The sequence below is a fragment of the Streptomyces sp. NPDC044044 genome (genome assembly GCF_056434405.1).
This window is the reverse complement of sequence record NZ_JBWKFG010000007.1, coordinates 432,799-458,438: the sequence shown is the minus strand read 5'-3', so window position 1 is coordinate 458,438 and position 25,640 is coordinate 432,799. Positions and strand designations below refer to the sequence as shown.

Annotated in this window: 20 protein-coding genes and 1 pseudogene; 7 read left to right on the top strand and 14 right to left on the bottom strand. The window is 70.7% G+C overall.

Annotated features, from left to right (window positions below; translation table 11 throughout):
* Position 1: 1 nt before the first annotated feature.
* The 4 genes from AC07AG_RS27640 to AC07AG_RS27625 form a co-directional block, all read right to left on the bottom strand.
* The gene (locus tag AC07AG_RS27640) at positions 2 to 553 is read right to left on the bottom strand and encodes a DUF1707 SHOCT-like domain-containing protein (RefSeq protein WP_478758607.1); all 552 of its coding nucleotides are present in this window, start codon (positions 551 to 553) and stop codon (positions 2 to 4) included.
* 53 nt (positions 554 to 606) lie between these two features.
* On the bottom strand, positions 607 to 1,569 hold the full coding sequence (locus AC07AG_RS27635; RefSeq protein WP_478758606.1) for a phosphotransferase family protein: 963 nt from the start codon (positions 1,567 to 1,569) through the stop codon (positions 607 to 609).
* Positions 1,570 to 1,699: 130 nt separating this feature from the next.
* Complete coding sequence (locus AC07AG_RS27630) at positions 1,700 to 3,481, bottom strand: ABC transporter ATP-binding protein (protein WP_478758604.1); 1,782 nt, start codon at positions 3,479 to 3,481, stop codon at positions 1,700 to 1,702.
* Complete coding sequence (locus tag AC07AG_RS27625; protein WP_478758602.1) at positions 3,478 to 5,373, bottom strand: ABC transporter transmembrane domain-containing protein; 1,896 nt, start codon at positions 5,371 to 5,373, stop codon at positions 3,478 to 3,480. Before AC07AG_RS27625 ends, AC07AG_RS27630 begins: the two co-directional genes overlap by 4 nt.
* Before the next feature lie 279 nt (positions 5,374 to 5,652).
* On the opposite strand from AC07AG_RS27625, the gene AC07AG_RS27620 reads away from it, so the two are divergent.
* The 3 genes from AC07AG_RS27620 to AC07AG_RS27610 all read left to right on the top strand — a co-directional run bounded on the left by AC07AG_RS27620 (position 5,653) and on the right by AC07AG_RS27610 (position 9,663).
* Positions 5,653 to 6,390 carry a L,D-transpeptidase family protein gene (locus tag AC07AG_RS27620; protein ID WP_478758600.1) on the top strand — a complete coding sequence of 246 codons (738 nt, stop codon included), beginning with the start codon at positions 5,653 to 5,655 and terminating at the stop codon, positions 6,388 to 6,390.
* A gap of 33 nt (positions 6,391 to 6,423) precedes the next feature.
* Positions 6,424 to 8,076, top strand: coding sequence for a peptide-N4-asparagine amidase (locus tag AC07AG_RS27615; protein WP_478758598.1), 1,653 nt, complete (start codon positions 6,424 to 6,426; stop codon positions 8,074 to 8,076).
* Positions 8,077 to 8,235: 159 nt separating this feature from the next.
* Entirely contained in the window at positions 8,236 to 9,663 is a 1,428-nt protein-coding gene (locus AC07AG_RS27610; RefSeq protein ID WP_478758596.1) for a cation:dicarboxylate symporter family transporter, read from the top strand.
* On the opposite strand, the gene AC07AG_RS27605 is transcribed toward AC07AG_RS27610, so the two are convergent.
* The 3 genes from AC07AG_RS27605 to AC07AG_RS27595 form a co-directional block, all read right to left on the bottom strand.
* Positions 9,602 to 11,071, bottom strand: coding sequence for a Gfo/Idh/MocA family protein (locus AC07AG_RS27605; protein ID WP_478758594.1), 1,470 nt, complete (start codon positions 11,069 to 11,071; stop codon positions 9,602 to 9,604). The genes AC07AG_RS27610 and AC07AG_RS27605 overlap by 62 nt on opposite strands.
* Positions 11,072 to 11,235: 164 nt before the next feature.
* Positions 11,236 to 14,154, bottom strand: coding sequence for an FAD-binding and (Fe-S)-binding domain-containing protein (locus AC07AG_RS27600; RefSeq protein ID WP_478758592.1), 2,919 nt, complete (start codon positions 14,152 to 14,154; stop codon positions 11,236 to 11,238).
* 54 nt (positions 14,155 to 14,208) lie between these two features.
* Complete coding sequence (locus AC07AG_RS27595) at positions 14,209 to 14,652, bottom strand: MarR family winged helix-turn-helix transcriptional regulator (protein WP_249592175.1); 444 nt, start codon at positions 14,650 to 14,652, stop codon at positions 14,209 to 14,211.
* 162 nt (positions 14,653 to 14,814) lie between these two features.
* On the opposite strand from AC07AG_RS27595, the gene AC07AG_RS27590 reads away from it, so the two are divergent.
* Positions 14,815 to 16,632: an ABC transporter ATP-binding protein gene (locus AC07AG_RS27590; protein WP_478758590.1), complete on the top strand. Its 1,818-nt coding sequence runs from the start codon at positions 14,815 to 14,817 to the stop codon at positions 16,630 to 16,632.
* A gap of 46 nt (positions 16,633 to 16,678) precedes the next feature.
* Positions 16,679 to 17,524 (top strand): endolytic transglycosylase MltG, encoded by an 846-nt coding sequence (gene mltG, locus AC07AG_RS27585; protein ID WP_478758790.1) that lies wholly within the window; start codon positions 16,679 to 16,681, stop codon positions 17,522 to 17,524.
* 42 nt (positions 17,525 to 17,566) lie between these two features.
* Here the strand turns inward: mltG and AC07AG_RS27580 are convergent.
* The 6 genes and pseudogenes from AC07AG_RS27580 to AC07AG_RS27555 all read right to left on the bottom strand — a co-directional run bounded on the left by AC07AG_RS27580 (position 17,567) and on the right by AC07AG_RS27555 (position 22,952).
* Positions 17,567 to 18,676, bottom strand: a pseudogene (locus tag AC07AG_RS27580) (NAD(P)-binding domain-containing protein).
* Positions 18,677 to 18,736: 60 nt separating this feature from the next.
* On the bottom strand, positions 18,737 to 19,945 hold the full coding sequence (locus AC07AG_RS27575; RefSeq protein WP_478758589.1) for an LLM class flavin-dependent oxidoreductase: 1,209 nt from the start codon (positions 19,943 to 19,945) through the stop codon (positions 18,737 to 18,739).
* A 2-nt stretch (positions 19,946 to 19,947) separates the two neighbouring features.
* Entirely contained in the window at positions 19,948 to 20,991 is a 1,044-nt protein-coding gene (locus AC07AG_RS27570; protein WP_478758788.1) for an ABC transporter substrate-binding protein, read from the bottom strand.
* Positions 20,992 to 21,070: 79 nt separating this feature from the next.
* Positions 21,071 to 21,853 (bottom strand): ABC transporter ATP-binding protein, encoded by a 783-nt coding sequence (locus tag AC07AG_RS27565; protein WP_478758588.1) that lies wholly within the window; start codon positions 21,851 to 21,853, stop codon positions 21,071 to 21,073.
* Positions 21,826 to 22,749 (bottom strand): ABC transporter permease, encoded by a 924-nt coding sequence (locus tag AC07AG_RS27560; RefSeq protein WP_478758586.1) that lies wholly within the window; start codon positions 22,747 to 22,749, stop codon positions 21,826 to 21,828. Before AC07AG_RS27560 ends, AC07AG_RS27565 begins: the two co-directional genes overlap by 28 nt.
* A gap of 119 nt (positions 22,750 to 22,868) precedes the next feature.
* The gene (locus tag AC07AG_RS27555; protein WP_349817350.1) at positions 22,869 to 22,952 is read right to left on the bottom strand and encodes a putative leader peptide; all 84 of its coding nucleotides are present in this window, start codon (positions 22,950 to 22,952) and stop codon (positions 22,869 to 22,871) included.
* Between the two features lie 101 nt (positions 22,953 to 23,053).
* On the opposite strand from AC07AG_RS27555, the gene AC07AG_RS27550 reads away from it, so the two are divergent.
* Complete coding sequence (locus AC07AG_RS27550; protein WP_478758585.1) at positions 23,054 to 23,476, top strand: secondary thiamine-phosphate synthase enzyme YjbQ; 423 nt, start codon at positions 23,054 to 23,056, stop codon at positions 23,474 to 23,476.
* A gap of 45 nt (positions 23,477 to 23,521) precedes the next feature.
* Entirely contained in the window at positions 23,522 to 24,202 is a 681-nt protein-coding gene (locus AC07AG_RS27545; protein WP_478758583.1) for a response regulator, read from the top strand.
* Here the strand turns inward: AC07AG_RS27545 and AC07AG_RS27540 are convergent.
* Positions 24,177 to 25,379: a sensor histidine kinase gene (locus AC07AG_RS27540; protein WP_478758581.1), complete on the bottom strand. Its 1,203-nt coding sequence runs from the start codon at positions 25,377 to 25,379 to the stop codon at positions 24,177 to 24,179. The two genes, AC07AG_RS27545 and AC07AG_RS27540, sit on opposite strands and share 26 nt — an antisense overlap.
* Between the last annotated feature and the right edge of the window lie 261 nt (positions 25,380 to 25,640).

Here is a 25,640-nt window from a genome sequence, read left to right as displayed (position 1 = left end):
TTCAGCGCCGTGCGTGGCGGATCTTCAGCCGCCCGAACCCCATGACCCCGGAGATCCGGATCCTCGGCCCGTCCGGGCCGACCGGGCGGGACCGGCGCGAGGGCTTGTAGCGCGCGTCCTTCCAGTCCGTGCGCAGCTCCTCGATCTCGACGATCGCGTCGCGAGGAACCGTGATCCTGGCTTTGCCGGAACCGAGTTGCAGCTCGATGTCGACCACTGGATGCTCGAAGACCGCCTGGGACAGGTCCAGGTGCACGCTTCCGAACGCGGACTCGACCTTGAGGGTGCGAGGCACCCGCCAGGCGCCGCGCCGCTGGATCCGTCCGGAGGCGGCGCCGATCGTGGATGTCGTGCCCGGTTTCTCCGCCGGGAGCGAGGCCAAAGCTGCCATGAGCTCGCCGTGGGTCTCGACGGTGAGCACCTGGTGGAGGCGCCCGTCCATCTCCTCGTGCGGGACGTGACCTTCGGCGTACGCCTCCTGCAGGCGCAGCACGGCCTTCTCGCGGTCGTCTTCACTGATACGTGGCGGCGGGTCATCCGGCAGGCGGGTCACCGATTCACTCTAGTGCCGTACAGATCCTGCCTACAGGGTGAGGGCGCTGTGCCTCACACGTACCCGGCAAGACCGTCCGTCAGCTCCTCCTTGTCACCGTCGCGCAGTGCGGCCAGCGCCTGCTGCAAGGGGAAGGTGCCGCGGATCGCGACGGCGCGTGCGGCCACTCCGCCTTCGTCCGTGGGCACCCCGCCTCCGTCTGTGGCGACCCTGACGTGGTCCGTGGCCACCCTGACCTCGTCCGTGGCGACCCCGCCTTCGGGCCTCGGCCAGCCGCCCGGCGCGAGCATCCGTTCCAGCACCCGGTCCAGTACCTCCCCGCCGTAGCTGGCCCCCACCGCCGCGAGGTCCTCCGCCGGATCGCCGAGCGTGACCTCGTCCCAGTCCACGACCCCGCTGAGCCGTGGCCACTCCGCGGCGTCGTCCCACAGCACGTTCTGCCCGCCGAGGTCACCGTGCACCAGCGCCCCGGTGACGTGGGGAAGGCGGCCGAGGGCCGCAAGTTCTCGCTCGGCGCGCAGCCGTCCGGCGTCGGACATGAGGCCGAACAGCTCCGCGCGGACGTCCGCCGCGAACGTCCGCCACTCGTCCACGGGCGCATGCGGCAACGCTGCTCGGACCGCCTCGTCGGAGCCCGCATCAGCGAGGGCGGCCAGCAGCGTCGCGTACTGCGCCGCCACCGAATCGGCCACCTCGGGGCGGTCGAGTACGCCATCGGCCAGTGGCGCTCCCGGGACTCGGCTGAGCACCAGGTACGGCGGCTCGTCCGTGCCGGCAGCGCCGCCTGCCAGCAGCGGCTCTGGTGTGCGGAAGCCGAGGTCGAGCCCGGCGAGCACGCCTAGCGCGGCAGCCACAGTGGCCAGCCGGGCGGCTGCTGCCTCGGTGCGGGCGAAGCGCACCACACGGTCCGAGCCGATCACCACATGGTGGAACTGCCCCTGGAGGGCGGGCAGTTCCACCACCACGTCATCGGGCAGCAGGCGGCTCAGCAGAGCCTGATGCGATACGCCCGGCACAAAGCGAGAGGGGCTCTCGCCTGCCGCCGGTTCGCCTGTAGCGGGCTCTACCGCCGCCGGTTCGCCTGCCGCAGGCTCGACCACCCCCGGTTCGCCAGCTGCAGGCGGCCCGCTCGCCACCCCAGGCGCACTACCCATGCCAGGACCGCCAGAGCGCCGCGTAAGCACCCCCCGCCCCCACCAGCTCGTCATGGCTGCCGAGCTCGCTGATCCGGCCGTTCTCGACCACCGCGATGACATCCGCGTCGTGCGCGGTGTGCAGCCGGTGGGCGATGGCCACGACCGTGCGGCCGTCGAGGACGCGGGCGAGGGAGCGTTCCAAGTGGCGTGCCGCGCGCGGGTCCAGGAGCGAGGTCGCCTCGTCCAGGACCAGGGTGTGCGGGTCGGCGAGGACCAGACGGGCCAGTGCGATCTGCTGGGCCTGCGCCGGGGTGAGGGCGAAGCCGCCCGAGCCCACCTCGGTGTCCAGGCCCTCGCCCAGCGCCTGTGCCCAGCCGTCCGCGTCGACCGCGCCGAGAGCCGCCCACAGTTCCGCGTCCTGCGCCCCGGTCCTGGCCAGGAGGAGGTTGTCGCGCAGGGACCCCACGAAGACGTGGTGCTCCTGGTTGACCAGCGCCACGTGCGAACGGACCTCTTCGGCGGGCATGGCCGACAGCTCGGCTCCGCCCAGCGTCACGTGCCCGTCGCGCGGTGCGTAGATCCCGGCGAGCAGCCTGCCGAGGGTGGACTTGCCCGCGCCGGACGGGCCGACCAGGGCGACGCGCGAACCAGGCTCGACGGCGAGCGACACCTCGCGCAGGACGTCGACGCCCGCGCGGTAGCCGAAGTGCACGTCGTCCGCGAGGACATGGCGTCCGTCGGGGGTGACGGAGCCGTCGCCCGCGTCCGGTTCGATGTCCCGTACGCCCACGAGCCGAGCGAGCGAGACCTGGGCGACCTGCAGCTCGTCGTACCAGCGCAGGATGATCCCCAGCGGGTCGACGAGCATCTGCGCGATCAGCGCCCCCGTCGTCAGCTGGCCGACGCTGATCCAGCCCTGCAGGACGAACACACCGCCGATCATCAGGACGGAGCAGAGTACGAGGGTGTGCGTGAAGGTGATGACCGGGAAGAGGACGGAGCGCAGGTAAAGGGTGTGGCGTTCCCACGCCGTCCATTCCTTGATGCGGCGCTCCGACAGCTGCACGCGGCGCTCTCCGAGCCGGTGCGACTCCACCGTGCGCCCCGCGTCGATGGTCTCGGCGAGGGCTGCCGCGACGGCGGCGTACCCGGCGGCCTCCGAACGGTAGGCGGAGGGCGCCCGCTTGAAGTACCAGCGGCATCCGACGACCAGGAGAGGCACCGCGACGAGGAGGGCGGGCGCCAGCGGCGGCGCGGTCACGGCGAGACCGCCGATCAGGAGCGCGGCCCACACCACGCCGATGGCGAGCTGCGGCACCGCCTCCCGCATGGCGTTCGCGAGCCGGTCGACGTCCGTGGTGATCCGGGAGAGAAGATCTCCCGTCCCGGCCCGTTCGAGCACACCAGGCGGCAGCCCGACCGAACGGACGAGGAAGTCCTCGCGCAGATCGGCCAGCATCCTCTCCCCGAGCATCGCACCGCGCACCCGCACCTGATGGACGAAGACGGCCTGCACGACCAGGGCCACGGTGAAGATCCCGATGGTGCGCCCCAGATGGAGATCGCGGGCGCTGTCCGAGACGTTCTGGACCAGATCGCCCAGCAGGTAGGGACCGGCCATGGAGGCCACCACGGCGCAGGTGTTGACCGTGATGAGCAGGGCGAAGGCCCGGCGGTGCCGCCTGAACAGCTCGCGTACGTAGGCCCCTACCGTCGCGGGCGCGCCCACGGGCAGGGTGTCCGCGGTGGTCGGGGCCGCCGGATCGTACTCCGGTGGCGCCAGGCCGATCATGCCGTCTCCTCGATGTCGATGTCGATGCCGATACGGATGTCGACGCCGGTGTCGCTGTCGCTGTCGGTGTCGGTGTCGGTCTTCGTGTCGGTCCGCGCCTGTGGCGCCCGTTCCTCGTCCGTCTCGCGCGTCACGACCGCCCGGTAGCGCGGCTCGCTGTGCACCAGTTCGCGGTGTTCGCCCACCGCCACGACCTCGCCCTCATGGAGGAAGACCACCCGCTCGGCCCGGTCCAGGAGGAGTGGCGACGACGTGAGGACCACGGTCGTACGTCCCTTGCGCAGCCCCTTGACGCCATCGGCGACCCGCGCCTCGGTGTGCGAGTCGACGGCTGACGTCGGCTCGTCGAGCACGAGGACCTCGGGGTCGGTGACCAACGAACGGGCCAGCGCGAGGCGTTGGCGCTGCCCGCCGGACAGGGAGCGTCCGCGCTCGGTGACATGGGCGTCCATCGGTGTCTCGTCCACCGAGGCCTGCGCCAGGGCGTCCAGGACGTCCGCGCACTGCGCGGCCGTCAGGGCGTCGTCGGCGCTCACCGCTCCCGACGCCGGTACGTCGAGGAGTCCGCGGAGCGTGCCGGAGAGCAGGACCGGGTCCTTGTCCTGCACGAGGACGGCGGTACGGGCGGTGGCCAGCGGCAGCTCGTCGAGCGCCACCCCGCCGAGCAGCACGGAGGGCAGCTCCTCCGCGTCGTCGAACGCCGCGTGCCCGCCGAGACGCTCGGCGAGCAGCCCCGCCTCGTCCGGGTCGCCGCACACGACGGCGGTGAGCCGGCCCGAAGGCGCCAGGAGTCCGGTCGCCGGGTCGTAGAGATCACCCGAGGGCATCTCCACGTCGCCACTCCGGCCGCCTGCGGCAGTGTCCTTGCCGTCCCGCAGCCCGTCACCGGCATGGGTCGTGCGCTGGAGCGAGAGCACCCGGGCAGCTCGCTTGGCCGAGGGGCGCGAGAAGCTGTACGCCATCGCGATCTCCTCGAAGTGCCGCAAGGGGTAGGTCAGGAGCGTGACCGTGCTGTAGACGGTGACGAGCTCGCCGATGGTGATCCGGCCCTCGCGGGCCAGGTTCACGCCGTGCCAGACGACCGCGATCAGGAGCAGCCCCGGCATCAGCACCTGGACCGCGGAGATCGCGGCCCACATCCGGGCGCTGCGCACGGCGGCCGTACGCACTTCCTGCGAGGCACGGCGGTAGCGGTCGAGGAAGAGCTCCTCGCCGCCGATGCCACGCAGCACCCGCAGGCCCGCCACGGTGTCCGAGGCCAGCTCTGTCGCACGCCCGGCCTTCTCGCGCTGATGGTCGGCCCGCCGGGTGGCGCGCGGCAGCAGCGGCAGCACGGCGAGCGCGAGCACCGGGACGCCCACCGCGACGACGACGCCGAGAGCGGGCTGGTACACGACGACGCCCACGCAGACGAAGACGACCGTGAGCGCCGCCGCCGTGAACCGCGAGGCTGCTTCCACGAACCAGCCGATCTTCTCGACGTCGCCGGTGGAGACCGCGACCACCTCACCGGCGGCGACGCGCCGCGTGAGTGCCGAGCCGAGCTGCGCCGTCTTGCGGGCAAGGAGCTGCTGGACGCGGGCGGCCGCGGTGATCCAGTTGGTGACCGCCGTGCGGTGCAGCATGGTGTCGCCCAGGGCGATGGCGAGGCCGCTCAGCGTCATCATCGCGCCCGCCACGGCCAGTCGTTCCCCCGAGCGGTCGACCACGGCCTGGACGGCGAGTCCGACGAGGTAGGGGAGGACCGCGATCGAGCCGAAGTGCAGGAGACCCCAGGCGAGTGATTTCAGCTGGCCGCCGAGCTGGTTGCGCCCGAGCCAGCGCAGGAAGTGAGGGCCCGAGCGGGCATCCGGCATGCCCGGGTCGGTGAACGGTAGATCGCGAATCTGCATGACGTGTGACGTCCCAGGGTCGGAGAGACGGACCGTCGGTTCGGCGGAGCGTGCCGGCGTGAACGGACGGTGATGAGCGTGCGGTCGTGAACGGTCGGAGGAGCTGTCCCACAGATGGAGGCAGCGGACATCGAGCGGCGGTAACAGGCCGTGAAAGGTTCGCCTCGGACGGTGGCGCGAAGCAAACGATTTTCCGTCGGGGAGTAAAGATTCGGCCCCTTCTCCGCCCTGGGCCGGGCGTCGGGACGGCTCGCGTGAACCGGGTGCGACCATGGACGGATGCGTATAGCCGGTGCGGTGCGAGCGGCGGCCGCGGTCGCGGCCTGCGGTGTTCTTCTGACGTCCTGTGGCAGTGGGGACGACGGGGCGAAGGCCGGAGGGAAGAAGGACGACGCGGGCCGGGCGAAGAGAGCCGGGGCGCCGGCGACGACCGCCCTCAAGCGCATCCCCGACGTGGGCGACCGCCTCCAGAACCAGATCCCGAAGAACTCCCGGCAGGTCGTGGCGGTCTACGGCCAGGGCGAGGACTCGGCGAAGTCCACCGTCGTCCTGTACGAGAAGTCCGGCTCGACGTGGGACAAGACCCGCGGCTGGGCCGCGCACAACGGCAAGAAGGGCTGGACCACCGACCATCGCGAGAACGACAAGCGCAGCCCGGTCGGCGTCTACACGCTGACCGACGCGGGCGGCGTCCTCGCCGATCCGGGCGCCGAACTCCCGTACACCCAGAGCACGTCGATGCAGGCCCCGCACTACTGGCCCAGGACGCACTGGCACGATTTCGACTACGTCATCGCCATCGACTACAACCGCGCCAAGGGCACTCCGCCCAACGACCCGACCCGCCCCCAGGGCCAGTCCAAGGGCGGCAGCATCTGGCTGCACATGGACCACGGCAGCGGCACGTCGGGCTGCGTGAGCCTGTCCAAGCCGGGCATGGAGTACCTCCTGAAGAACCTCGACCCGAAGCAGCACCCGGTCGTGGTGATGGGGGACAAGGCGAATTTGAAGGGCTAGCTCCGCCGGGCCCCTCGGGCGTAGAAAGCCCCCATGAGAAGACGCGTCATGTCCATGCTCGCCGGGGTCACCCTCGCGGCGAGCACACTCTTCGGCGCGGGCCCGGCCGCGGCCGACACGCCCCCGCCGGAGTTCGGCAATGACTGGCACGACCCGGTCACGGCCGCTCCGCCCGTCCCGAAGCCGCACACCAAGTCCTGCGAAGTGACCGTGGCCGAGGCGCGGTTCAAGGACTTCACGCCCTACGAAGGCGACTACAGCCCGCCCGGGAAATGCGGCGCGGGCGACTGGGGCAAGGTCGTCCTGCGCCTCGACGGCAAGGTCAAGGGGCGGCAGTACGACCGCCTCGGCTATCTCCGCGTGGGCGGTGTCGAGGTCTTCCGGACGTCCACCCCTGAGCCGTCCGTCGACGGCATCGCCTGGTCCGTGGAGAAGGACGTCACGCGCTACCGCGAGACCCTGACGCGCGACCAGCGGGTCGAGATGCTCATCGGGAACGTCGTCAACGAGACGTACACCGGTGTCATCGACGTCAAGGCGACCCTGACGTTCTACGCGGCGCGGAAGGGCGCCAACCACGCGGTTCAGAGGGGACCCAACCACGCGGCGCAGAAGGGCGCCAAGCACGAGCAGGCGCCCCCGGACCGCGTCCTGCCGCTGGGCGACGGCACCACCCTCACCACCCCGCGCAACAGCGAGCGCATCGTCGCCGAGGTCTACGCGACCGGCTCCGGCGGCGGCTGCGAGGAGTACTGGTATCTGACGGTCCCGGACGCGGCGCCCTATTCCTGCAAGGCCGAGGACGGGCCCTACCGCGAGGTGCAGGTCACGGTCGACGGCCAACTCGCCGGTGTCGCCACGCCGTTCCCGACCGTGTGGACGGGCGGCTGGTCCAACCCCTTTCTGTGGTACGTGATCCCGGGGCCCCGCGCCTTCGACATCAAGCCCATCGAGTACGACCTGACGCCCTTCGCCGGACTGCTCAACGACGGCCGCCCGCACCAGGTGGAGGTGTCCGTGGCGGGCAGGCCGGAGGCGACGACCGGCTGGCACACCCCGACCAACGTCCTCGTCTGGCAGGACGAGAAGAGCGAGCGCGTCACCGGGAAGCTGACCGCGCACAAGGCGGGCGACCTCGCCAACCAGGCCACGTACACGCCTGGTTCGCCGGAGCGTGAGCACCGCCTCGACACCTCGGGCAGCCACCGGCTCAGCGTCTCGGGATACGTCGACACCTCCCACGGCCGCGTCGAGACGACCGTCACCCGTGCGCTCGCCAACACCTCCGTCCACCGCTGGACCGACGGCGAGACCACCGACGCGCTCAAGTCCACCTGGACCGACCGCGAGACGGTCACCCGGGACGGCCGCGCGACCCGCACCGACCGGACGTACACGATGGACGGCACGACGACGCTCGGCGCCGGCGACCGGCTGCGCACCGAGATCGCCCTCGGCGACCGGGCGGAGACCGTCGTCAGGAACGACGGGCGCCGCACCGCTCGTACGGTCACCGACGACCGCTACGAAGGCGACGCGACGTACACCGCCAACGCCCCGCGCGAGGACCGGCACGCCGTCGGCACATCCCGTGAGCGCTATCGCGTGTACGGCGACGGCGGCTGCCACGACCGCACGCTGGCCACCGAGCAGGGCGCTCTCACGGTGAACCGGCTGCGCTGCTGAGCCCCTGCCTCCGCGTCGGCTCTTGGAGCAAGATCCAAGATTTACGCCGATGTGATCTGGAGGTCTTTTGCGGAAGCGGGCACTCCGCCATAGTGGCGCCTCGCGGAAACAAATTTCCGTATGGCAGAAGTCACTTGAAGTCTCACTACAGGAGTGCCCGTGCCGCAGTCCGTACCGTCCCTACCGCGACGCGTAGCACGCACATTGCGAACCTCACTGTTCGCGCAGGTCGCCTGCGCGCTGGTGCTCGGAGTCCTCGTCGGAAGGCTGTGGCCCGACGTGGGCACCGCCGTCCAACCGCTCGGCGACGGCTTCGTGCGTCTCATCAAGGCGATGATCGCCCCGCTCGTGTTCTGCGTGGTCGTCGCCGGAATCACCAAGGCCGGAGATCTCAAGGCCTTCGGGCGCATCGGGATCAAGGCCCTCATCTGGTTCGAGGTCGCGACCACGGTCGCCCTCGTCGTCGGGCTGCTCGCCGGGAACCTCGTGAGTCCCGGCGCCGGAATGAACGTCGACCCCGCCAAGCTCGACGCGTCGGCGGTCGACGCGAAGACCGGCGGTGGTGAGCTGCCCTCCACCAGCGAGTTCATCCTGCACTCGCTGCCCGACAGTGCGATCGGTGCCTTCGCCGAGAACTCGCTGCTCCAAGTCCTCGTCCTGTCCTGCCTGGTGGGCGCGGCGCTGCTGCATCTCGGCAACACGAAGGTTCCCGCGATCCTGCCCGCCATCGAGCAGGGCCAGGAGATCGTCTTCGCGATCGTCGGCTTCATCATGAAGCTGGCACCGCTCGCCGTGTTCGGCGCCACCGCGCACCTGGTGGGGGAGTACGGTCTCGGCGCCCTGTCGACGTACGGCAAGCTCATCGGTGTCTGTTACGCGGTGGCCCTGATCTTCCTCGTCCTGCTCGCCGTCGCCCTGAAGGCGCTGACGGGCCTGAGCCTGTGGAAGTTCGTGCGCTACACCCGCGAGGAGATGCTCCTTGCGCTCGGCACGGCCTCCAGCGAGGCCGTCATGCCGCGCATGATGCAGAAGCTGCGCCAGGCGGGCTGCCGGGACGACGCGGTGGGCCTGGTCCTGCCGACGGGGTACTCCTTCAACCTCGACGGCGCTTCCATCTATCTCTCCGTCGGTACGTTGTTCATCGCGCAGGCCGTGGGCGTGGACCTGAGCCTGGGCCAGCAGATCACGGTCGTCCTCGTCCTGATGCTGACCAGCAAGGGCATGGCGGGCGTGCCCGGTTCGGCGTTCCTCGCGCTGTCCGCGACCGCCTCCGCGCTCGGGGTCATCCCGGCCGGTGCGGTCGCCCTGCTGCTCGGCGTGGACCGCATCATGGACGCCATGCGCGTCGCCACGAACCTGCTCGGCAACTGCGTCGCCGTCTTCGTGGTCTCGCGCTGGGAGGGCGCGCTGGACACGGCGCGGGCCAAGAAGGTCCTCGGCGGCGAGATCGCGTTCGTGCCCGAGCAGGCGGAGGAGCCCGGCAGCGCTGACGTCAGCGCCGCCGGGCCCGATGAGCCCAAGTCCCTTACCCCTGCGGCTTCTCCGAGTCCACTCCCGGACGCTTCTTCTTCCACATCCCGCGAGTGAAGTCGGGGATCGCCTGCGGCGCGCCCTTCGCCTTGATCGACAGATGGCTCAGGGGGACGGGCGACGTCCAGACCGCGGCGTCGTAGACGTCGAAGTCGGGCACGAGGCCGAGCTGCATGGTCTGCATCAGACGGAAGATCATGATGTAGTCCATGCCGCCGTGCCCGCCCGGCGGGTTGGAGTGCTCCTTCCACAGCCAGTGGTCGAAGTCCGCGGCGTACTTGCCGAAGTCGCCCCACTCGTCGTTCGTGTGGTCCGGCTCGATGTAGATGCGCTCGGGGTAGTCCTCGAAGACGCCCTTTGTGCCGCCGAGGCTGTTGATGCGGCTGTAGGGGTGGGGGGTCGAGACGTCGTGCTCCAGACGGATCACCCGCCCCTTCGCCGTCTGCACGAGGCTGATCGTGCGGTCGCTCTCGATGTACGTCTCCTTCCAGCTCGGGTCGCCCGCGGGCATGTGCGCCTTGCGGTACTCGGCCAGGCCGAGGGCGGGCGTGCCGAAGCTGGAGATGTGGGTGACGCGGTCGCCGCGGTTGATGTCCATGTAGTTGGATACCGGGCCGAAGCCGTGGTTGGGGTAGAGGTCACCGCGCAGCCGCGTGTGCCACAGGCGCCGCCACGGACCCTCGTAGTAGTCCGGGTCGAACATCAGGCCGCGCAGGTCGTGGTTGTACGCGCCCGCCCCGTGCAGCAGATCGCCGAACTTGCCCGCGTGGGCCATGCGCAGGACACGCATCTCGTTCTTGCCGTAACAGCAGTTCTCCAACTGCATGCAGTGTCTGCGGGTCCGCTCGGAGAGGTCGACCAGTTCCCAGAGCTGGTCGAGCTGGAGGGCGACCGGACACTCCACGCCGACGTGCTTGCCGTTCAGCATCGCCGTCTTGGCCATGTCGAAGTGCCAGTCCCAGGGCGTCGCCACGTACACGAAGTCGATGTCCCCGCGCTTGCAGAGGTTCTCGAAGTCGTGATCGCCCTTGGTGTACGTCGCCGGTGCGGGCTGGCCCGCGTCGGTGACCTTCTTCGCGGCGGCCGCCGTCTTGTCCTTGACCGGGTCGCAGAGCGCGACGACCTTCACCCCCGGGACCGCCAGGAACAGGTCGATCATGCTGCCGCCGCGATTGCCGAGCCCGACGATGCCGACGCGCACCGTGGAACGCCGCTCGAACGGTACGCCGACCATGGTCTTGCCCTTGCGGGGCGGTGCGTCGGCGGCCGTGGCCGCCTCGGCGGGCGCCGCGGGAGCGCCCTGCGGGGCGTCGGCGTGGGCCGTGCCGCCGGCGAGGGCGCCGAGGCCGAGCCCGGCCCCGGCGAGGCCCGCGGTGCGGAGCACGGCACGGCGGGAGGCGCCGTCGGCGGAGTCGTCAGGGGTCGCGGACTCGTCAGGGTTCGGTAGGGCGTGCTCGTCGTGCATCGGACCTCCGTGGCTTGGATGCCTGCGCTGGAACGGATGCCACCCTGATGCGGGGACGGGCGTGGCGCAAGGGACCGAAGTGGCCAGGGAGTTGGATTTATTTCGCGCCTCGGTTGCGGGGCGGTTGCGGGGCGTCTTGAGCGGGTGTCCTGGCGGGGTGGTGCTCAGGGGCGCGTCGCGCGCTCCAGCTCCAGGAGTACGGAGTAGTAGGCGCGGCCCGTGGCGTGGTCCATGCCCACCTCGCACATGCGGTTCGCCGAGAGGTGCGCGTCGAAGGGACGGGCCGTGACCTCCGCCGCCTCCTTGCGGGTGGCCGACTCCGTCAGCTCCTTGTGCAGCATGCCGCGGTCACCGGCGAAGGCGCAGCAGCCCGCGTCGTCCGGGACGACGACCTCGTCCGCGCAGGCCTCGGCGACGGCGCGCAGCTGGGCCTCGTCGCCCAGATGGCTCATGGAGCAGGTGGGGTGCAGGACGGCGGAGCCGACCGTGCGGTGCACGGTCAGGTGGGGGAGCAGTTCGTCCGCGGCCCAGACGAGGGAGTCGACGATGTTCAGCTCCTGGTGCAACTGCCGGTTGTCGGCGGTGAGATAGGGCACGACCTCGTGCGCGATGCCGAGCGTGCAGGACGAGGCGTCCACCACGAGGGGCAGCCTGCCGCCCGCCGTCCAGCCCCAGGCCGCCTCGACGATGCGATTGGCCATGACCGCATTGCCCTGGTCGTACCCCTTGGAGTGCCAGATCGTCGCGCAGCACGTCCCCGCGACGTCGTCCGGAATCCAGACGGGCCTTCCCGCGCGCGCGGAGACGGCGACCACCGCCTCCGGCAGGGAACGGTCACCCGGGCTCCCGAAGATGCGGTTGACGCACGCAGGGTAGTAGACGGCGCTCGCGCCCACGCGCGAGGTGCGCGGCAGCTTTCGGGCGGCGGCCCCGGGGATGTCCGGCAGCCATTCGGGGACCAGATCGGGGCGGACCGCCTTGCGCGCGGCGCGCGTCACCGTGGTCAGGAGCCGGTCGCTGATCCGGTCGGCGGAGGCGACCGCGAGGCGTGCGGCGGCCTCGACCGCCTTGAAGTTCCTGGCGGCGAGGGCGGCCACCTTCTCCTCGCGCGGCGAGTGCCGTGCGTGCCGGAAGTCCTTCATCAGGGCGCCCGTGTCGATTCCCACCGGGCAGGCCAGTTTGCAGGTCGAGTCGCCGGCGCAGGTGTCCACGGCGTCGTATCCGTACGCCTCCACCAGGCCGTCCTCGACCGGGGAGCCGGGTGCCTGGCGCATCATCTCGCGGCGCAGCACGATCCGCTGGCGCGGAGTCGTCGTCAAGTCCTCGCTGGGGCAGGTCGGTTCGCAGAATCCGCACTCGATGCAGGGGTCCGCGATCAGCTCCACCTTGGGGATCGTCTTCAGGCCGCGGAGGTGGGCCTTCGGGTCGCGGTCCAGGACGATGCGCGGCGCGAGCACACAGTCCGGGTCGATCACCTGCTTGGTGCGCCACATCAACTCCGTGGCCTTCGGGCCCCATTCGAGCTCCAGGAACGGGGCGATGTTGCGTCCCGTCGCGTGCTCGGCCTTGAGCGAGCCGTCGAACCGCTCGACGGTGAGCGCGCAGAACTCGTCCATGAATGTGGCATAGCGCTCCACGTCCGCCGGAAGAGCCGCGTCGAAGGCGAGCAGGAAGTGCAGATTGCCGTGCGCGGCGTGCCCCGCGACGGCCGCGTCGAACCCGTGCCGCGTCTGGAGCCCGAGGAGGGCCTCGCAGGCGTCGGCGAGCCGGGACGGCGGCACCGCGAAGTCCTCGGTGATCAGCGTCGTCCCGGAGGGCCGCGAGCCGCCGACCGCCGTCACGAAGGCCTTGCGGGCCTTCCAATAGCCCCCGATCGTCTTGGGGTCACGGGTGAAGGCGTTGGTCACCGAGGTGACCGGCGCGACGAGTTCGAGCCCTTCGACGACCTTGGCGGCCGCGGCTTCGTACGCTTCCTGGCGAGCCTCGTCCGGCGCGCGGAACTCCACCAGGAGCGCGGCCGTCGACTTCGGGAGCCGCGCCCAGTCGGCGGGCACCCCCGCGACGCTGGTCGAGGCGCGCAGGGTGTTGCCGTCCATCAGCTCCACGGCCAGCGCGCCCGCTGCGTTGAACAGCGGGACGGCCGCCGCGGCGGCCGTCAGCGAGGGGAAGAACAGCAGGCCCGTGGTGATCTGCCGGTCCAGCGGAAGGGTGTCGAAGACGACCTCCGAGATGAACCCGAAGGTGCCCTCGGAGCCGACCATCAGGCCACGCAGGATCTCGACGGGCGTCGCACCGTCCAGGAACGCGTCGAGGCGGTAGCCGTTCGTGTTCTTGATCTCGTACTTGGCGCGGATGCGGGCCGTGAGCTCCTGGTCCGCCTCGATCTCCCGCTTGATCGCCAGCAGGCCCGCGCACAGGGCCGGTTCGGCGTGGGCCAGCTGTTCGTCGGCGTCCGGGTCAGCCGTGTCGACGACCGTGCCCGTCGGCAGGACGAAGGTGAGCGAGGCCACCGTGCGGTACGAGTTGCGCGTGGTGCCCGCCGTCATGCCGGACGCGTTGTTCGCGACAACCCCGCCGATCGTGCAGGCGATGGCGCTCGCCGGGTCGGGGCCGAGCACGCGCCCATGCCGGGCGAGCGTGGCGTTGGCCCGCAGGACCGTCGTGCCGGGGCCGATGCGCGCCTGCTCTCCGTCGCCGATGACCTCGACGCCCGCCCAGTGCTTGCGCACGTCGACCAGGATGTCCTCGCCCTGGGCCTGGCCGTTGAGCGAGGTGCCCGCCGCGCGGAAGACGACCTCGCGGCTCCTGCCGTGCGCGTACGACAGGACGGCGGAGATGTCGTCGATGTCCTCGGCGACGACCACGACCTGCGGCACGAAGCGGTAGGGGCTCGCGTCGGAGGCGTACCGCACGAGGTCGGAGATCTTCGTCAGGACCTTGTCCGCGCCGAGCAGCGCGGTCAGCTCCGAGCGCAGCGGCTCCGGGGTGCCCGTGGCCTGCCGGTCCGGCACCCGGTCGTGGGCCGGGCCCTCCGGGCGCGATGCGGGGCGCAGGGCTTCCGGCGTGGGCTCCAGCAGCGGCATGAGCTCTCCTCGACGGGGTCGGACGGTCGGGCGGCGTCGGACGGTGGGCCGGGGTCAGCAGCGGCGGACGTCCGGCACATCGAGCAGCGCGTTCAACAGGCCGCCCAGCTGCTCGCGCTGCTCGGCGTCCAGTGGAGCCAGGATGTCCTCTGCGGCGGCCCGGCGCGCGCTGCGCAGCTGCCTGAGTGCCTTGCCGCCCGCGTCCGTGAGCTCGATGCGGATCACCCGGCGGTTGGTGGGATCGGGGACGCGACGCACGAGATCACTGGCCTCCAGGCCGTCGACCAGGCTCGTCACCGCGCGCGGGACCACTTCGAGGCGCTGGGCGAGGTCGGCCATGCGGGGCGGCGTGTCGTAGTGCACGAGGGTGCGCAGCAGGCGCGACTGGGCCGGGGTGATGCCGATCGGCACGAGATGGCGCTTCTGGATGCGGTGCAGCCTGCGGGTCAGCCGCAGCAGCTGTTCGGCGAGGAGTCCGTCGGCGTCCGGGGTGTTCATGCGGGAACATTATCAGGACCTTGTGCATTGTGAGTATAGGTAACAGTGAGCTATGCTCCCTCAGTCATAGTCGGCCCGTGTGCCGGCGTGCACGGCCGGCCCGGCGCCGACCGTCATCGCCGGTCCGTGGGCCGGTGGCCGTCTCACCTCCCGTAGGAGCCCATGCGTCCCGACGAACCCACGTGGACACCGCAGCCCCTGGCCCCCGGCCAAGAGGAACAGCCGCGGCAGATCCGCCGCATCCTGCGCCTCTTCCGCCCCTACCGCGCCCGCCTCGCGATCGTCGGCCTGCTGGTCGGCGCCGCCTCCCTGGTCTCGGTCGCCACCCCCTTCCTCCTGAAGGAAATCCTCGACACCGCGATCCCGCAGGGACGGACGGGCCTGCTGAGCCTGCTCGCCCTCGGGATGATCCTCAGCGCGGTCGTCACCAGCGTCTTCGGCGTCCTGCAGACCCTGATCAGTACGACGGTCGGGCAGCGCGTCATGCACGACCTGCGCACCGCGGTCTACGGCCGCCTGCAGAGCATGTCGCTCGCCTTCTTCACCAGGACCCGCACCGGTGAGGTCCAGTCCCGCATCGCCAGCGACATCGGCGGCATGCAGGCGACGGTCACCTCCACCGCCACCTCCCTGGTCTCGAACCTCACCAGCGTGATCGCCACCATCGTCGCGATGCTCGCCCTGGACTGGCGGCTCACGGTCGTCTCGCTGCTCCTGCTGCCCGTCTTCGTGTGGATCAGCCGCCGGGTCGGCCGCGAACGCAAGAAGATAGCCACCCAGCGGCAGAAGCAGATGGCCGCGATGGCCGCGACGGTCACCGAGTCGCTCTCCGTCAGCGGCATCCTGCTCGGCCGCACGATGGGCCGCTCGGACTCGCTCACCAAGTCCTTCGCCGACGAGTCCGAGCAGCTGGTCGACCTCGAGGTCCGCTCGAACATGGCGGGTCGCTGGCGCATGGCCGTCATCTCGATCGTCATGGCCGCCATGCCCGCCGTCATCTACTGGACCGCGGGCCTCGCCTTCCAGATGGGCGGGCCGACGGTCTCGATCGGCACGCTCGTCGCCTTCGTCTCGCTCCAGCAGGGCCTGTTCCGGCCCACCGTGAGCCTGCTCTCCACCGGCGTGCAGATCCAGACCTCGCTCGCGCTCTTCCAGCGCATCTTCGAGTATCTCGACCTGCCGATCGACATCACCGAGCCCGAGAGCCCGGTGCGCCTGGACACCATCAAGGGCGAAGTCCGCTTCGAGGGCGTCGAGTTCCGCTACGACACGGACGACGGCCGGAGCCGCCCGATCCTCGACGGCATCGACATCACCGTCCCCGCGGGCGGCAGCCTCGCGGTCGTCGGCCCCACCGGCTCGGGAAAGTCGACCCTCAGCTATTTGGTCCCCCGGCTGTACGACGTGACGGGCGGCCGCGTGACCATCGATGGCGTCGACGTGCGCGACCTGGACTTCGACACGCTGGCCCGCGCCGTCGGCGTCGTCTCCCAGGAGACGTATCTCTTCCACGCCTCGGTCGCCGAGAACCTCCGCTTCGCCAAGCCCGACGCCACGGACGAGGAGCTGATCGCGGCCGCGAGCGCCGCCCAGATCCACGACCACATCGCGTCCCTGCCCGACGGGTACGACACGGTGGTCGGCGAGCGCGGCCACCGCTTCTCCGGAGGCGAGAAGCAGCGCCTCGCCATCGCCCGTACGATCCTGCGCGATCCGCCCGTACTCATCCTGGACGAGGCGACCAGCGCCCTGGACACGCACACCGAGCACGCCGTACAGGAAGCCATCGACGCCCTGTCCGCCGACCGGACGACGCTCACGATCGCGCACCGGCTCTCCACGGTCCGCGGCGCCGACCAGATCGTGGTCCTTGACGCTGGCCGGAGCACCGAGCGCGGCACCCACGAGGAGCTCCTGGAGAGGGACGGCCGTTACGCCGCCCTGGTTCGGAGAGACGCCCAACTGGAGCCAGCAAGATGAAGATATGCACGGAATGTCGGCATTTGCGGGATAACGTGCCCGCATGCTGCAGACCAAGACTCCGCGCCGGGGCACGATTCGACTGACGCGTCGGGGGCGAATCGCCCTGATCGCGACCGGAGCCGTCGCGGCGGTCACCGCCGTTACGGTGCCGCTGCTGCTCCCGGACGACGAAGGACGCCCCGAGTCGCTGACCATCCCGGAGGGCTGGCGCTCGGGCCAGGTGTACGGGGCCGTCGACAAGGCCCTCGGTGTGCCGGAAGGCACCACGAAGAAGGCCATTCCCAAGGCCGCTCTCAAACTCCCCGGCGACGCGGGCGGCAACCCAGAGGGGTATCTCTTCCCGGCGACGTACCCCATCAGCGACCAGTCGACTCCCGCGTCCGTGCTCTCGTACATGGTGAACACGGCGACCAAGAAGTTCAGCGGCGGCCAGGTCACGGCGGGCGCCGACCGCAACGCGGTGAACGTCTACCAGACCGTCACCATCGCCAGCATGATCGAGGCCGAAGCAGGCTCCAAGGCGGACATGGGCAAGGTGGCCCGGGTCATCTACAACCGCCTCGACCAGGGCATGCCGCTGCAGATGGACTCGACGATCAATTACGCCCTGAACCGCTCGACGCTGAACACGCGCGACCACGACACAAAGATCAACAGCCCCTACAACACCTACACGCGCATGGGTCTGCCGCCCACCCCGATCGGCAACCCCGGCGATGAGGCGATGCGCGCGGCGACCAGCCCGGCGCAGGGCGACTGGCTGTACTTCGTGACGGTGAAGCCGGGAGACACACGCTTCACGTCGAGCTTCGAGGAGCAGCAGAAGAACGTGGCGGAGTTCAACAAGAACCAGAGCAAGAACAAGGAAGAGAAGAAGCAGGACGGCTAGCGGCCCGCGGGTCGGCGCGGGCGCGCGCCCGCGCCGACCGGATCAGACCGACACCGGCACGTCCTCCAGGAGCCGCTGGATGTCCCGCACGGCCGCCCGCCCCGCCCGGTTCGCGCCGATGGTGCTTGCCGATGGCCCGTAGCCCACCAGGTGGACACGGGGGTCGGCGACGGCACGGGTGCCCTCGATCCGGATGCCGCCCCCCGGTTCGCGCAGCCGCAGCGGCGCCAAGTGCTCGATCGCCGCCCGGAATCCGGTGGCCCAGACAATGACGTCGGCCTCGACGTGCCGCCCGTCGTTCCACTCCACGCCGCCCGGCGTGATGCGGTCGAACATCGGGAGGCGGTCGAGCACCCCGTCGGCCCGCGCCTGCCGGATGGCGTCGTTGACGGGCAGACCGGTCACGGACACCACGCTCTGCGGCGCGAGCCCCTGGCGCACCCGCTCCTCGACCATGGCGACGGCCGAGCGCCCCCAGTTCTCGTCGAACGGCCCCTCGCGGAAAACGGGCTCCCGCCGGGTGACCCAGGTGGTCTCGGCGGCATAGGGAGCGATCTCCATCAGATGCTGGGTACCCGAAGCCCCGCCGCCCACGACGATCACCCGCTGCCCCTCGAAGGCCTCGGGCCCCGGATAGACGGCCGTGTGCAACTGCCGCCCGCGGAAGGTGTCCTGCCCCGGATAGCGCGGCCAGAACGGCCGGTCCCACGTACCGGTGGCGTTGATCAGTGTGCGGGTCGCCCAGGCCCCGGCCGACGTCTCGACCAGCAGCCGCCCGCCGTCGCCCTCGCGGACACGGTGTACGTCGACGGGCCGGTGCACCCGCAGGTCGAAGCGCCGCTCGTACTCCTCGAAGTACTCCCGGATGACCTCGGAGGAGGGGCGAGCGGGGTCGGCGCCGGTGAGCTCCATGCCGGGGAGCGAGTGCATCCCATGCACCTTGCCGTAGGTGAGCGAGGGTCAGCGGAACTGCCAGGCACCGCCGGGCCGGGGCGAGTGGTCCAGGACGACGAAGTCCCGGTCCGGCTCGAAGCCGACCCTGCGCAGGTGATGGGCGCTGGACAGACCCGCCTGCCCGGCGCCGATGACGACTGCGTCCACCTCTTGTGCCGCGTCTGCCGCTTCATGTGCGGCCGCGTCCCGTGCCCCGATGTCGTTCACGCTTCTACTAACTCCACCGGGGCCCGAGATCTTCCCGGACAGGGGTCCGGGTCAGCGCCCGCCCGCCACCAGGAGCGGCGCGCCGCCCGGAGCGGAGGCAGGACGCCCGTTCACCGCCGGCACTCCGGCCAGCCGCGACGCCGGAATCCGGGGCAGCAGCCCGCGCGCAGCCAGATCAGGGATCACACCCTCGCCGAACCAGTACGCCTCCTCCAGATGCGGATAGCCCGAAAGGACGAAGTGCTCCACGCCGATCGCGTGGTACTCCTCGATGCGATCGGCGACGTCCGCGTGGCTGCCGACGAGCGCGGTGCCCGCGCCGCCCCGTACGAGACCGACACCCGCCCACAGGTTCGGCGAGATCTCCAGGTCGTCGCGGGAACCGCCGTGCAGCGCCAGCATCCGCTGCTGGCCGACGGACTCGCTGCGGCCGAGCGCCTGCTGGGCGGCGGCGATGGTGTCCGGGTCGAGGTCGTCGAGCAGCCGGTTCGCGGTGGCCCACGCCTCGGCAGCGGAATCACGCGAGATGGTGTGCAGCCGGATCCCGAACCGGACCGTGCGCCCCTGCTCCTCGGCGAGCCCACGAACCCAGTCGATCTTCTGCTTGACATGCTCCGGCGGCTCGCCCCACGTCAGATACACATCCGTGTGCCGCGCGGCCACCGGCCCGGCCGCCGCCGACGAACCGCCGAAGAAGATCTCCGGCAGCGGGTCCGGCGGCAGCGCGGTCAGGCCGCCCTCCACGTCGTAGTGCTCGCCGTGGAAGTCGAAGGGCTTGCCGCCCCACACGCCTCGCACGACCGACAGGAACTCGTCCGTACGGGAGTAACGCCGATCGTGGTCGAGGTGATCGCCGAAGCGCCGCTGCTCCGTCGAGTCGCCGCCCGTGACGACGTTCAGGAGCAGACGCCCGCGCGTGATGCGCTGATACGTGGCCGCCATCTGCGCCGCAAGCACCGGGGAGATGACGCCGGGACGGAACGCCACCAGGAACTTGAGCCGCTCGGTGTGCTGGGCCAGCGCGACCGTCGTCAGCCAGGCGTCCTCGCACCAGGTGCCGGTCGGGGTCAGCACCGCCTCGAAGCCCAACTGCTCGGCCGCCTTGGCGATCTGGATCAGATAGTCGATGTCAGGGGCCCGCACTCCGCTGACGGGAGTGACGCGGGAGCGCGTGATGCCGCCGTCGGTGTAGGCGTGCCGGTCGACGAGGGTGCGGCCGTCGCCGCCGGTCGGCAGGAACCAGTTGAGGTGGACGGTCATCGTCAGGACTCCTTGTCGTACGTGCGCGGCTTGCTGGTCGAGGGCGGCAGGTCGCCGTTGAACCGGGTGTCGACGAAGTCACCGAAGTCGATGCGGCGCGGAATGAGCTTCTGGTCGGTGAAGGTGTCCGCGATCTCCTGCTCGGAGGTGATCACGTTCTTGTCGACGGCCACCGGGACCCGCGTGCCGTTGCTGCGCTTGACGGCCGCGAGCGCGACCTCGTACGGCAGGCCGGTGTCCTTCGCCCAGACCTTCGCCCACGCCTCCGGGTGGTCGTAGACCCAGTCCTGGGCCTTGCGCAGCCGCTTGAGGTAGTCGTCGATGGCCGCGGACTTCTTCTTGTCCTTGAGCGCGCCGGGCGCCGCCACCTGGAAGTTGAGGCCGTTCACCAATCCGTCGCCGTCGGTCAGGACGCGGCCCTGCTTGCCCTCGAGAACCTGCGAGGTGTACGGGTCCCAGACCGACCAGGCGTCCACCTTTCCGCTGGTGAACGCGGCCAGCGCGTCGGCCGGCTGCAGATACTTGACCTTGACGTCCTTGAAGCCGAGCCCGGCTTCCTTCAGGGACGCGATCAGCTGGTAGTGCGCCGACGAACCCTGCGCCACGGCGACGGACTTGCCCTTGAGGTCCTCGGGCCTCTTCAGCGGCGAGTCGTTCGGGACGAGGATGGCCTCGCCCGCGGCGGTGCCGTGGGTCGCGGCCACCACGGAGATCTTCGAGTTCGCTCCCGCGGCGAAGACGGGCGGTGTGTTGCCGACGGCGCCGATGTCCACGGCCTTGGCGTTGACGGCCTCCAGAAGGGGCGGACCGGAGGTGAAGGTGGACCAGCGGATCTTGTACTTCAGGTCGTCGAGCTCCCCGGCCGCGCGCAGCACGGCTTCCGAACCGCCCTTCTGGTCACCGACGTTGAGGGTGAGCGATCCCTTGCCGTCGGTTCCGCCGCCTGATCCGGCGGACGAGGTGCTGGCCGAGGAGGCGCCGGAGCAGGCGGAGGCGAGCAGGGCCAGGGGGAGGAGCAGGGCGGGGGCGGCGAGGTGTCGTCGCATGGTGAGTCCGTTCGGTGTGTTCGTGCTGTTCACGGGGAGGGGGAGTGTGTGCTGTTCACGGAGCGGGGGAGCGGGCGGTTCACGCCGCGGCGACGGGTGCCGCCTCCGCCGCGTCGGGTGCGTCGACGCCCAGGCGCTGCAGAAGCTCGGCACGCAGCTCGGCGAAGCGCGGATCGGAGATGCCGCGCGGCCGGTCCAGATCGATCTCGGTCTCGTACGCGATGACCCCCTCGTCCATGACGAGCACCCGGTCGGCGAGGAGCACGGCCTCCTCGACGTCGTGCGTGACGAGCAGGACGGCGCAGCCGCGCCGCTGCCACAGCTCGTCGACGAGACGCTGGGCCTTGATGCGGGTGAGCGCGTCGAGCGCGCCGAACGGCTCGTCGAGCAGCAGCAGATCGGGCTCGCGCACCAGGGCGCGGGCCAGCGAGGCACGCTGAGCCTCTCCGCCGGAGAGCGTCTTGGGCCAGGCGTTCGTGCGGTGCTTGAGCCCGACCTCCTCCAACGCCCGCTCGGCGACACCGCGTTCAGGTTTCCCCTTCAGGCCGAGCAGGACGTTGCGCCACACGCGCTTCCAGGGCATGAGCCGCGGCGCCTGGAACGCGACGGCCTTGCGGCGCGGCACGAGGACCGTCCCCTCGATGTCGCGGTCGAGCCCGGCGAGGATGCGCAGCAGGGTCGACTTGCCGCAGCCGCTGCGCCCGAGCAGTGCCACGAACTCACCCGGTTTCACGTCGAGGTCGAGCTGATCGATGACGGCGCGCCCGTCGAAGGAACGGGTCAGTCCCTCGACGCGTACGGCCGAAGTGGCCCGCGTGGTCGAGGTGTTGGAGGTCACCGGCCGGTGAACGTCGGTCGCCATTGCAGCAGCAGCCTTTCGAGGGTGCGGACGATGAAGTCGGCGATGAGGCCGAGGAAGGCGTAGACGATCAGGCAGACGACGATCACATCGGTCCGCAGGAAGTCACGCGCCTGCACCATCAGGAAGCCGATCCCGGAGTCCGCGTTGATCTGTTCGGCGAAGACGAGGGCGAGCCAGGCGATGCCGAGGGAGTACCGAAGGCCGGTCATAGCACCGGGCAGCGCGCCCGGCAGGATGACGTGGCGCACGAGCCCCCAGCGTGAGAGTCCGAGGGACTCCCCGGCCTCGATGAGCTGCGAGTCGACCCCGCGGATTCCCGCGTACACGTTCAGATAGAGCGGGAAGGAGACGCCCAGCGTGATGATGGCGACCTTGGGCGCCTCGCCGATGCCGAACCAGATGATGAACAGCGGGATGAGCCCGACGAACGGCACGGTGCGCAGCATCTGCACGCTGGCGTCGACGAGATCCTCGCCGACGCGGAAGAGTCCTGAGACGAGCGCGAGCGCCGTCCCGACGACCGTGCCGAGCAGCAGTCCCACCGCGACCCGCTGCAGGGAGACCCCCATGGCGGAGGTCAGCGAACCGTCGCTGAGGAGGTCACGGGCGACTCCGGCGATGGTCCCCGGCGAGGCGAGGATGTCCTTGGTCAACACCCCTGTGGAGCTGAGGAGTTGCCACAGGGCGAGGAGTGCGAGCGGGCCGGAGGTGCGGCGCAGCCAGCGGGGGACGCGGGTGCGGCGCGTGGATGAGGGGACGATGGGGACGAGCTCGGTCGGCGCCGGCCGGGTGTCTTCGGCGCCCTCGATGTCTCCGGTGTCCTGGGCGGGATCGCCGGACTTGGATATACCCGAAATGTCGGACGAGGAATCCGGCGGGGCATGGCTGATGCTCATGGGGCTCCACGGCAGGAGGGAGGGATGCCCGAAAGGTCTAGGCGCGGGACGGCGAAATCAACCGCGCGAAGGCGTCAGGGCAGAGAAAGGCGCAGGGGGAAAAGCGGGCTGAGGGAACGTCAGCAGCCGCGACGACACGCAGCAGAAGCCACCCGCAGCAGGTCGATGTGACCGCGCGTGGTGAGCAGAGCTGAACGCAACATGCCGCAGAACGTAGCCAGATCGTCTGCGCACGGTCAATGGCGTCTCGAAAGGCGGACACCGCGTATCAGCGAATGGGAGGGCGGTGAGGGACGATGGGCCCATGTCTGATGCTTTCACCACACGTGTCCTGAACGTCACCACCGGCTCGGCCGAGAAGGTCTTCGACCTCACCGACGAGTGCCAGAGCTTCCTGCGCGAGGCGGCGGCAGGCCGCGACGGCCTGCTCAACGTCTTCGTCCCCCACGCGACCGCGGGCATCGCGATCCTGGAGACGGGCGCGGGCAGCGACAACGACCTGCTGGCCGCGCTGCACTCGCTGCTCCCGGCCGACGACCGCTGGCAGCACCGCCACGGCAGCCCGGGACACGGCCGCGACCATGTCCTGCCGGCGCTGGTCCCGCCGCATGCGACGTTGCCCGTGGTGGGAGGGCAACTGGAGTTGGGGACCTGGCAGTCGGTGTGCCTGGTGGACACGAACCGGGACAACCCCGACCGTCAGGTGCGGTTGAGTTTCCTGGGCTGACCGGGAATACGATGAGAATCTTGCCGGAGGCGGAAGGAACGGGCTGTGCCTGATGAGCCGATCGATGTGGTGATCGCCGACGATCAGGAATTGGTCCGGGCCGGCTTCGAGATGATCCTCGACGCCCAGCCGGGCATCCGAGTCGTGGGTGTCGCCCGTGACGGTGTCGAGTGCGTCGAACTGGCCCGACGGCTCCGCCCCGCGGTGGTGCTTGCCGACATCCGCATGCCGCGCATGGACGGTTTGGAGGTCACCCGCATCCTGGCGGGCGAGCCGCCCGGCGCATCCGCGATGAACGTCGTGGTGATCACCACCTTCGACCAGGACGACTACGTACGTGACGCCCTGCGCTTCGGCGCCTGCGGCTTCCTGCTCAAGGACGCTCCGCCCGCGCTGCTCGTGGAGGCGGTGCGGGCGGCCTCCCGCGGCGACGCGCTGGTCTCGCCCGCGGTCACCGTTCGGCTGCTGCGTGGACTGCGGCACAGAGCCGGCGGTGAGGAGCAGCAGGAGGCCGCCGGGCTGAGCAGCCGGGAGACGGAGATCGCTCGCCTCGTGGCCGTGGGACGCACCAACCAGGAGGTCGCCGAGGAGCTGTTCCTGTCGCTGTCGTCGGTGAAGACGTACCTGGCCCGGATCCAGGTCAAGGTCGAGGCCCGCAACCGCGTGGAGATCGCGGCCTGGGCGTGGGAGAACGGTGTGGTCACCTCGCGGGACCAGCGTCCGTGAGGGGGCGAGGCAGTCCGGCCACCACCTCCCACTGACCGGAGCTCGTGACACCGGCCCGGAACGTGCCGTCGAGCGCCTCGACGCGCTCGCGAAGACCGATCAGGCCGAAGCCGCTGCGCCCGCCCGCCGGATGGTCCGCCTGGCGCTGTCCCGCGCTGTTGGTCACCGTCACCCGCACCCACCCCGGGTCGGCGTCCAGACGCACGGTCACCCGCTCGGCCGGGGCATGCCGCAGCACATTGGTGAGGGCCTCCCGGACCACCCGCAGCACCGTCGCCTCGACCTCCGGGCTCAACCGGCTCGTGCGGACCGCGGCGCTCGCCTCCAGCCTGGCCGCCGGGGCGTCGGGCCGGTGCCGGGAGAACTCACCGACGAAGTCCCCGAGTTCGGCAAGGAGATCGCCAGGCCGCAGCGCCTGATGGTCGTCCTCGCGCAGCACCCGCACCAGCCGCCGCATCGACTCCAGGGTCTCCGTACCCGACCGGGCGATCGCATCCAGGGCCGGCTCGACCTTCTCGGGCGCGGTCGCGTGAACGGTCCTGGCCGCGTTGGCCTGCACGATGATGCCCGTCATGTGGTGGGCGATCAGGTCGTGCAGATCACGGGCCAGAGCCAGCCGCTCGGCGTGCCGCACATCCCGTACGGCACGCTGCCGACGGGCCTCCGACGCGCGGACGACGCACCCCATGGCGATGCCGAGCGAGAGCAGGATCGTCACCATGTAGCTGCCCCCGACGAAGCCGTCCAGGGTCCGGGTACGCAGTGTCTGCATCAGCATGCCGACGGCCAGGGCGGCGACCGTCCACGCCATGGCGCGGGTGCTGTGGACCTGGGCGAGTGTCTGAATGATCAGAAACAGCAGCGCGAACATCTCCAGATACCCGAAGTCCGTCCCGCTCACCGGCACGAACAGGCACACGCAGCTGAGCGTGAGGGAGATGGCGGCCGCCCCCAACGCCCGCGCCGGGAGAGGCAGCTGGTGGCGGGCGCCGGGCAGGGCGAGCGCGGCCAAGGGCCCGGTCACGAACACCGGCAGCCAACTGGTGGGCGCGATCGGCGGCTCGGTCACGAGCAGCAGCACCAGGATGTCGGCCGCCCACAGCAGGGCCAGGGACACCACCGCGGCGGCGGAGACGACGCGGCGGATGCCGGGCAAGAACGGAAGCTTCCAGTCCACGCCACCAGCCTAGGGAGCCGGATGGCCCCTGTGGTGTCGGCCGGATGACCGACAAGGAACGCCGCACCCCGTACCCAGGACTGACGCGGCGCCGCCGCGTACTGCCGCAGCATGGTTCGAGGGCACGGGCGTTCCCCCGGCGCCTGTGCCCCGCCCGGCCCGTCGACGACGACGGTTCGCGTCCAGGCCCCTTGGGGCTCCGGGCGTACGGGCCCCCGGGGGGTGCCGCGGTCTGTGGGGACAGCGCCCGGTACGCCCTCC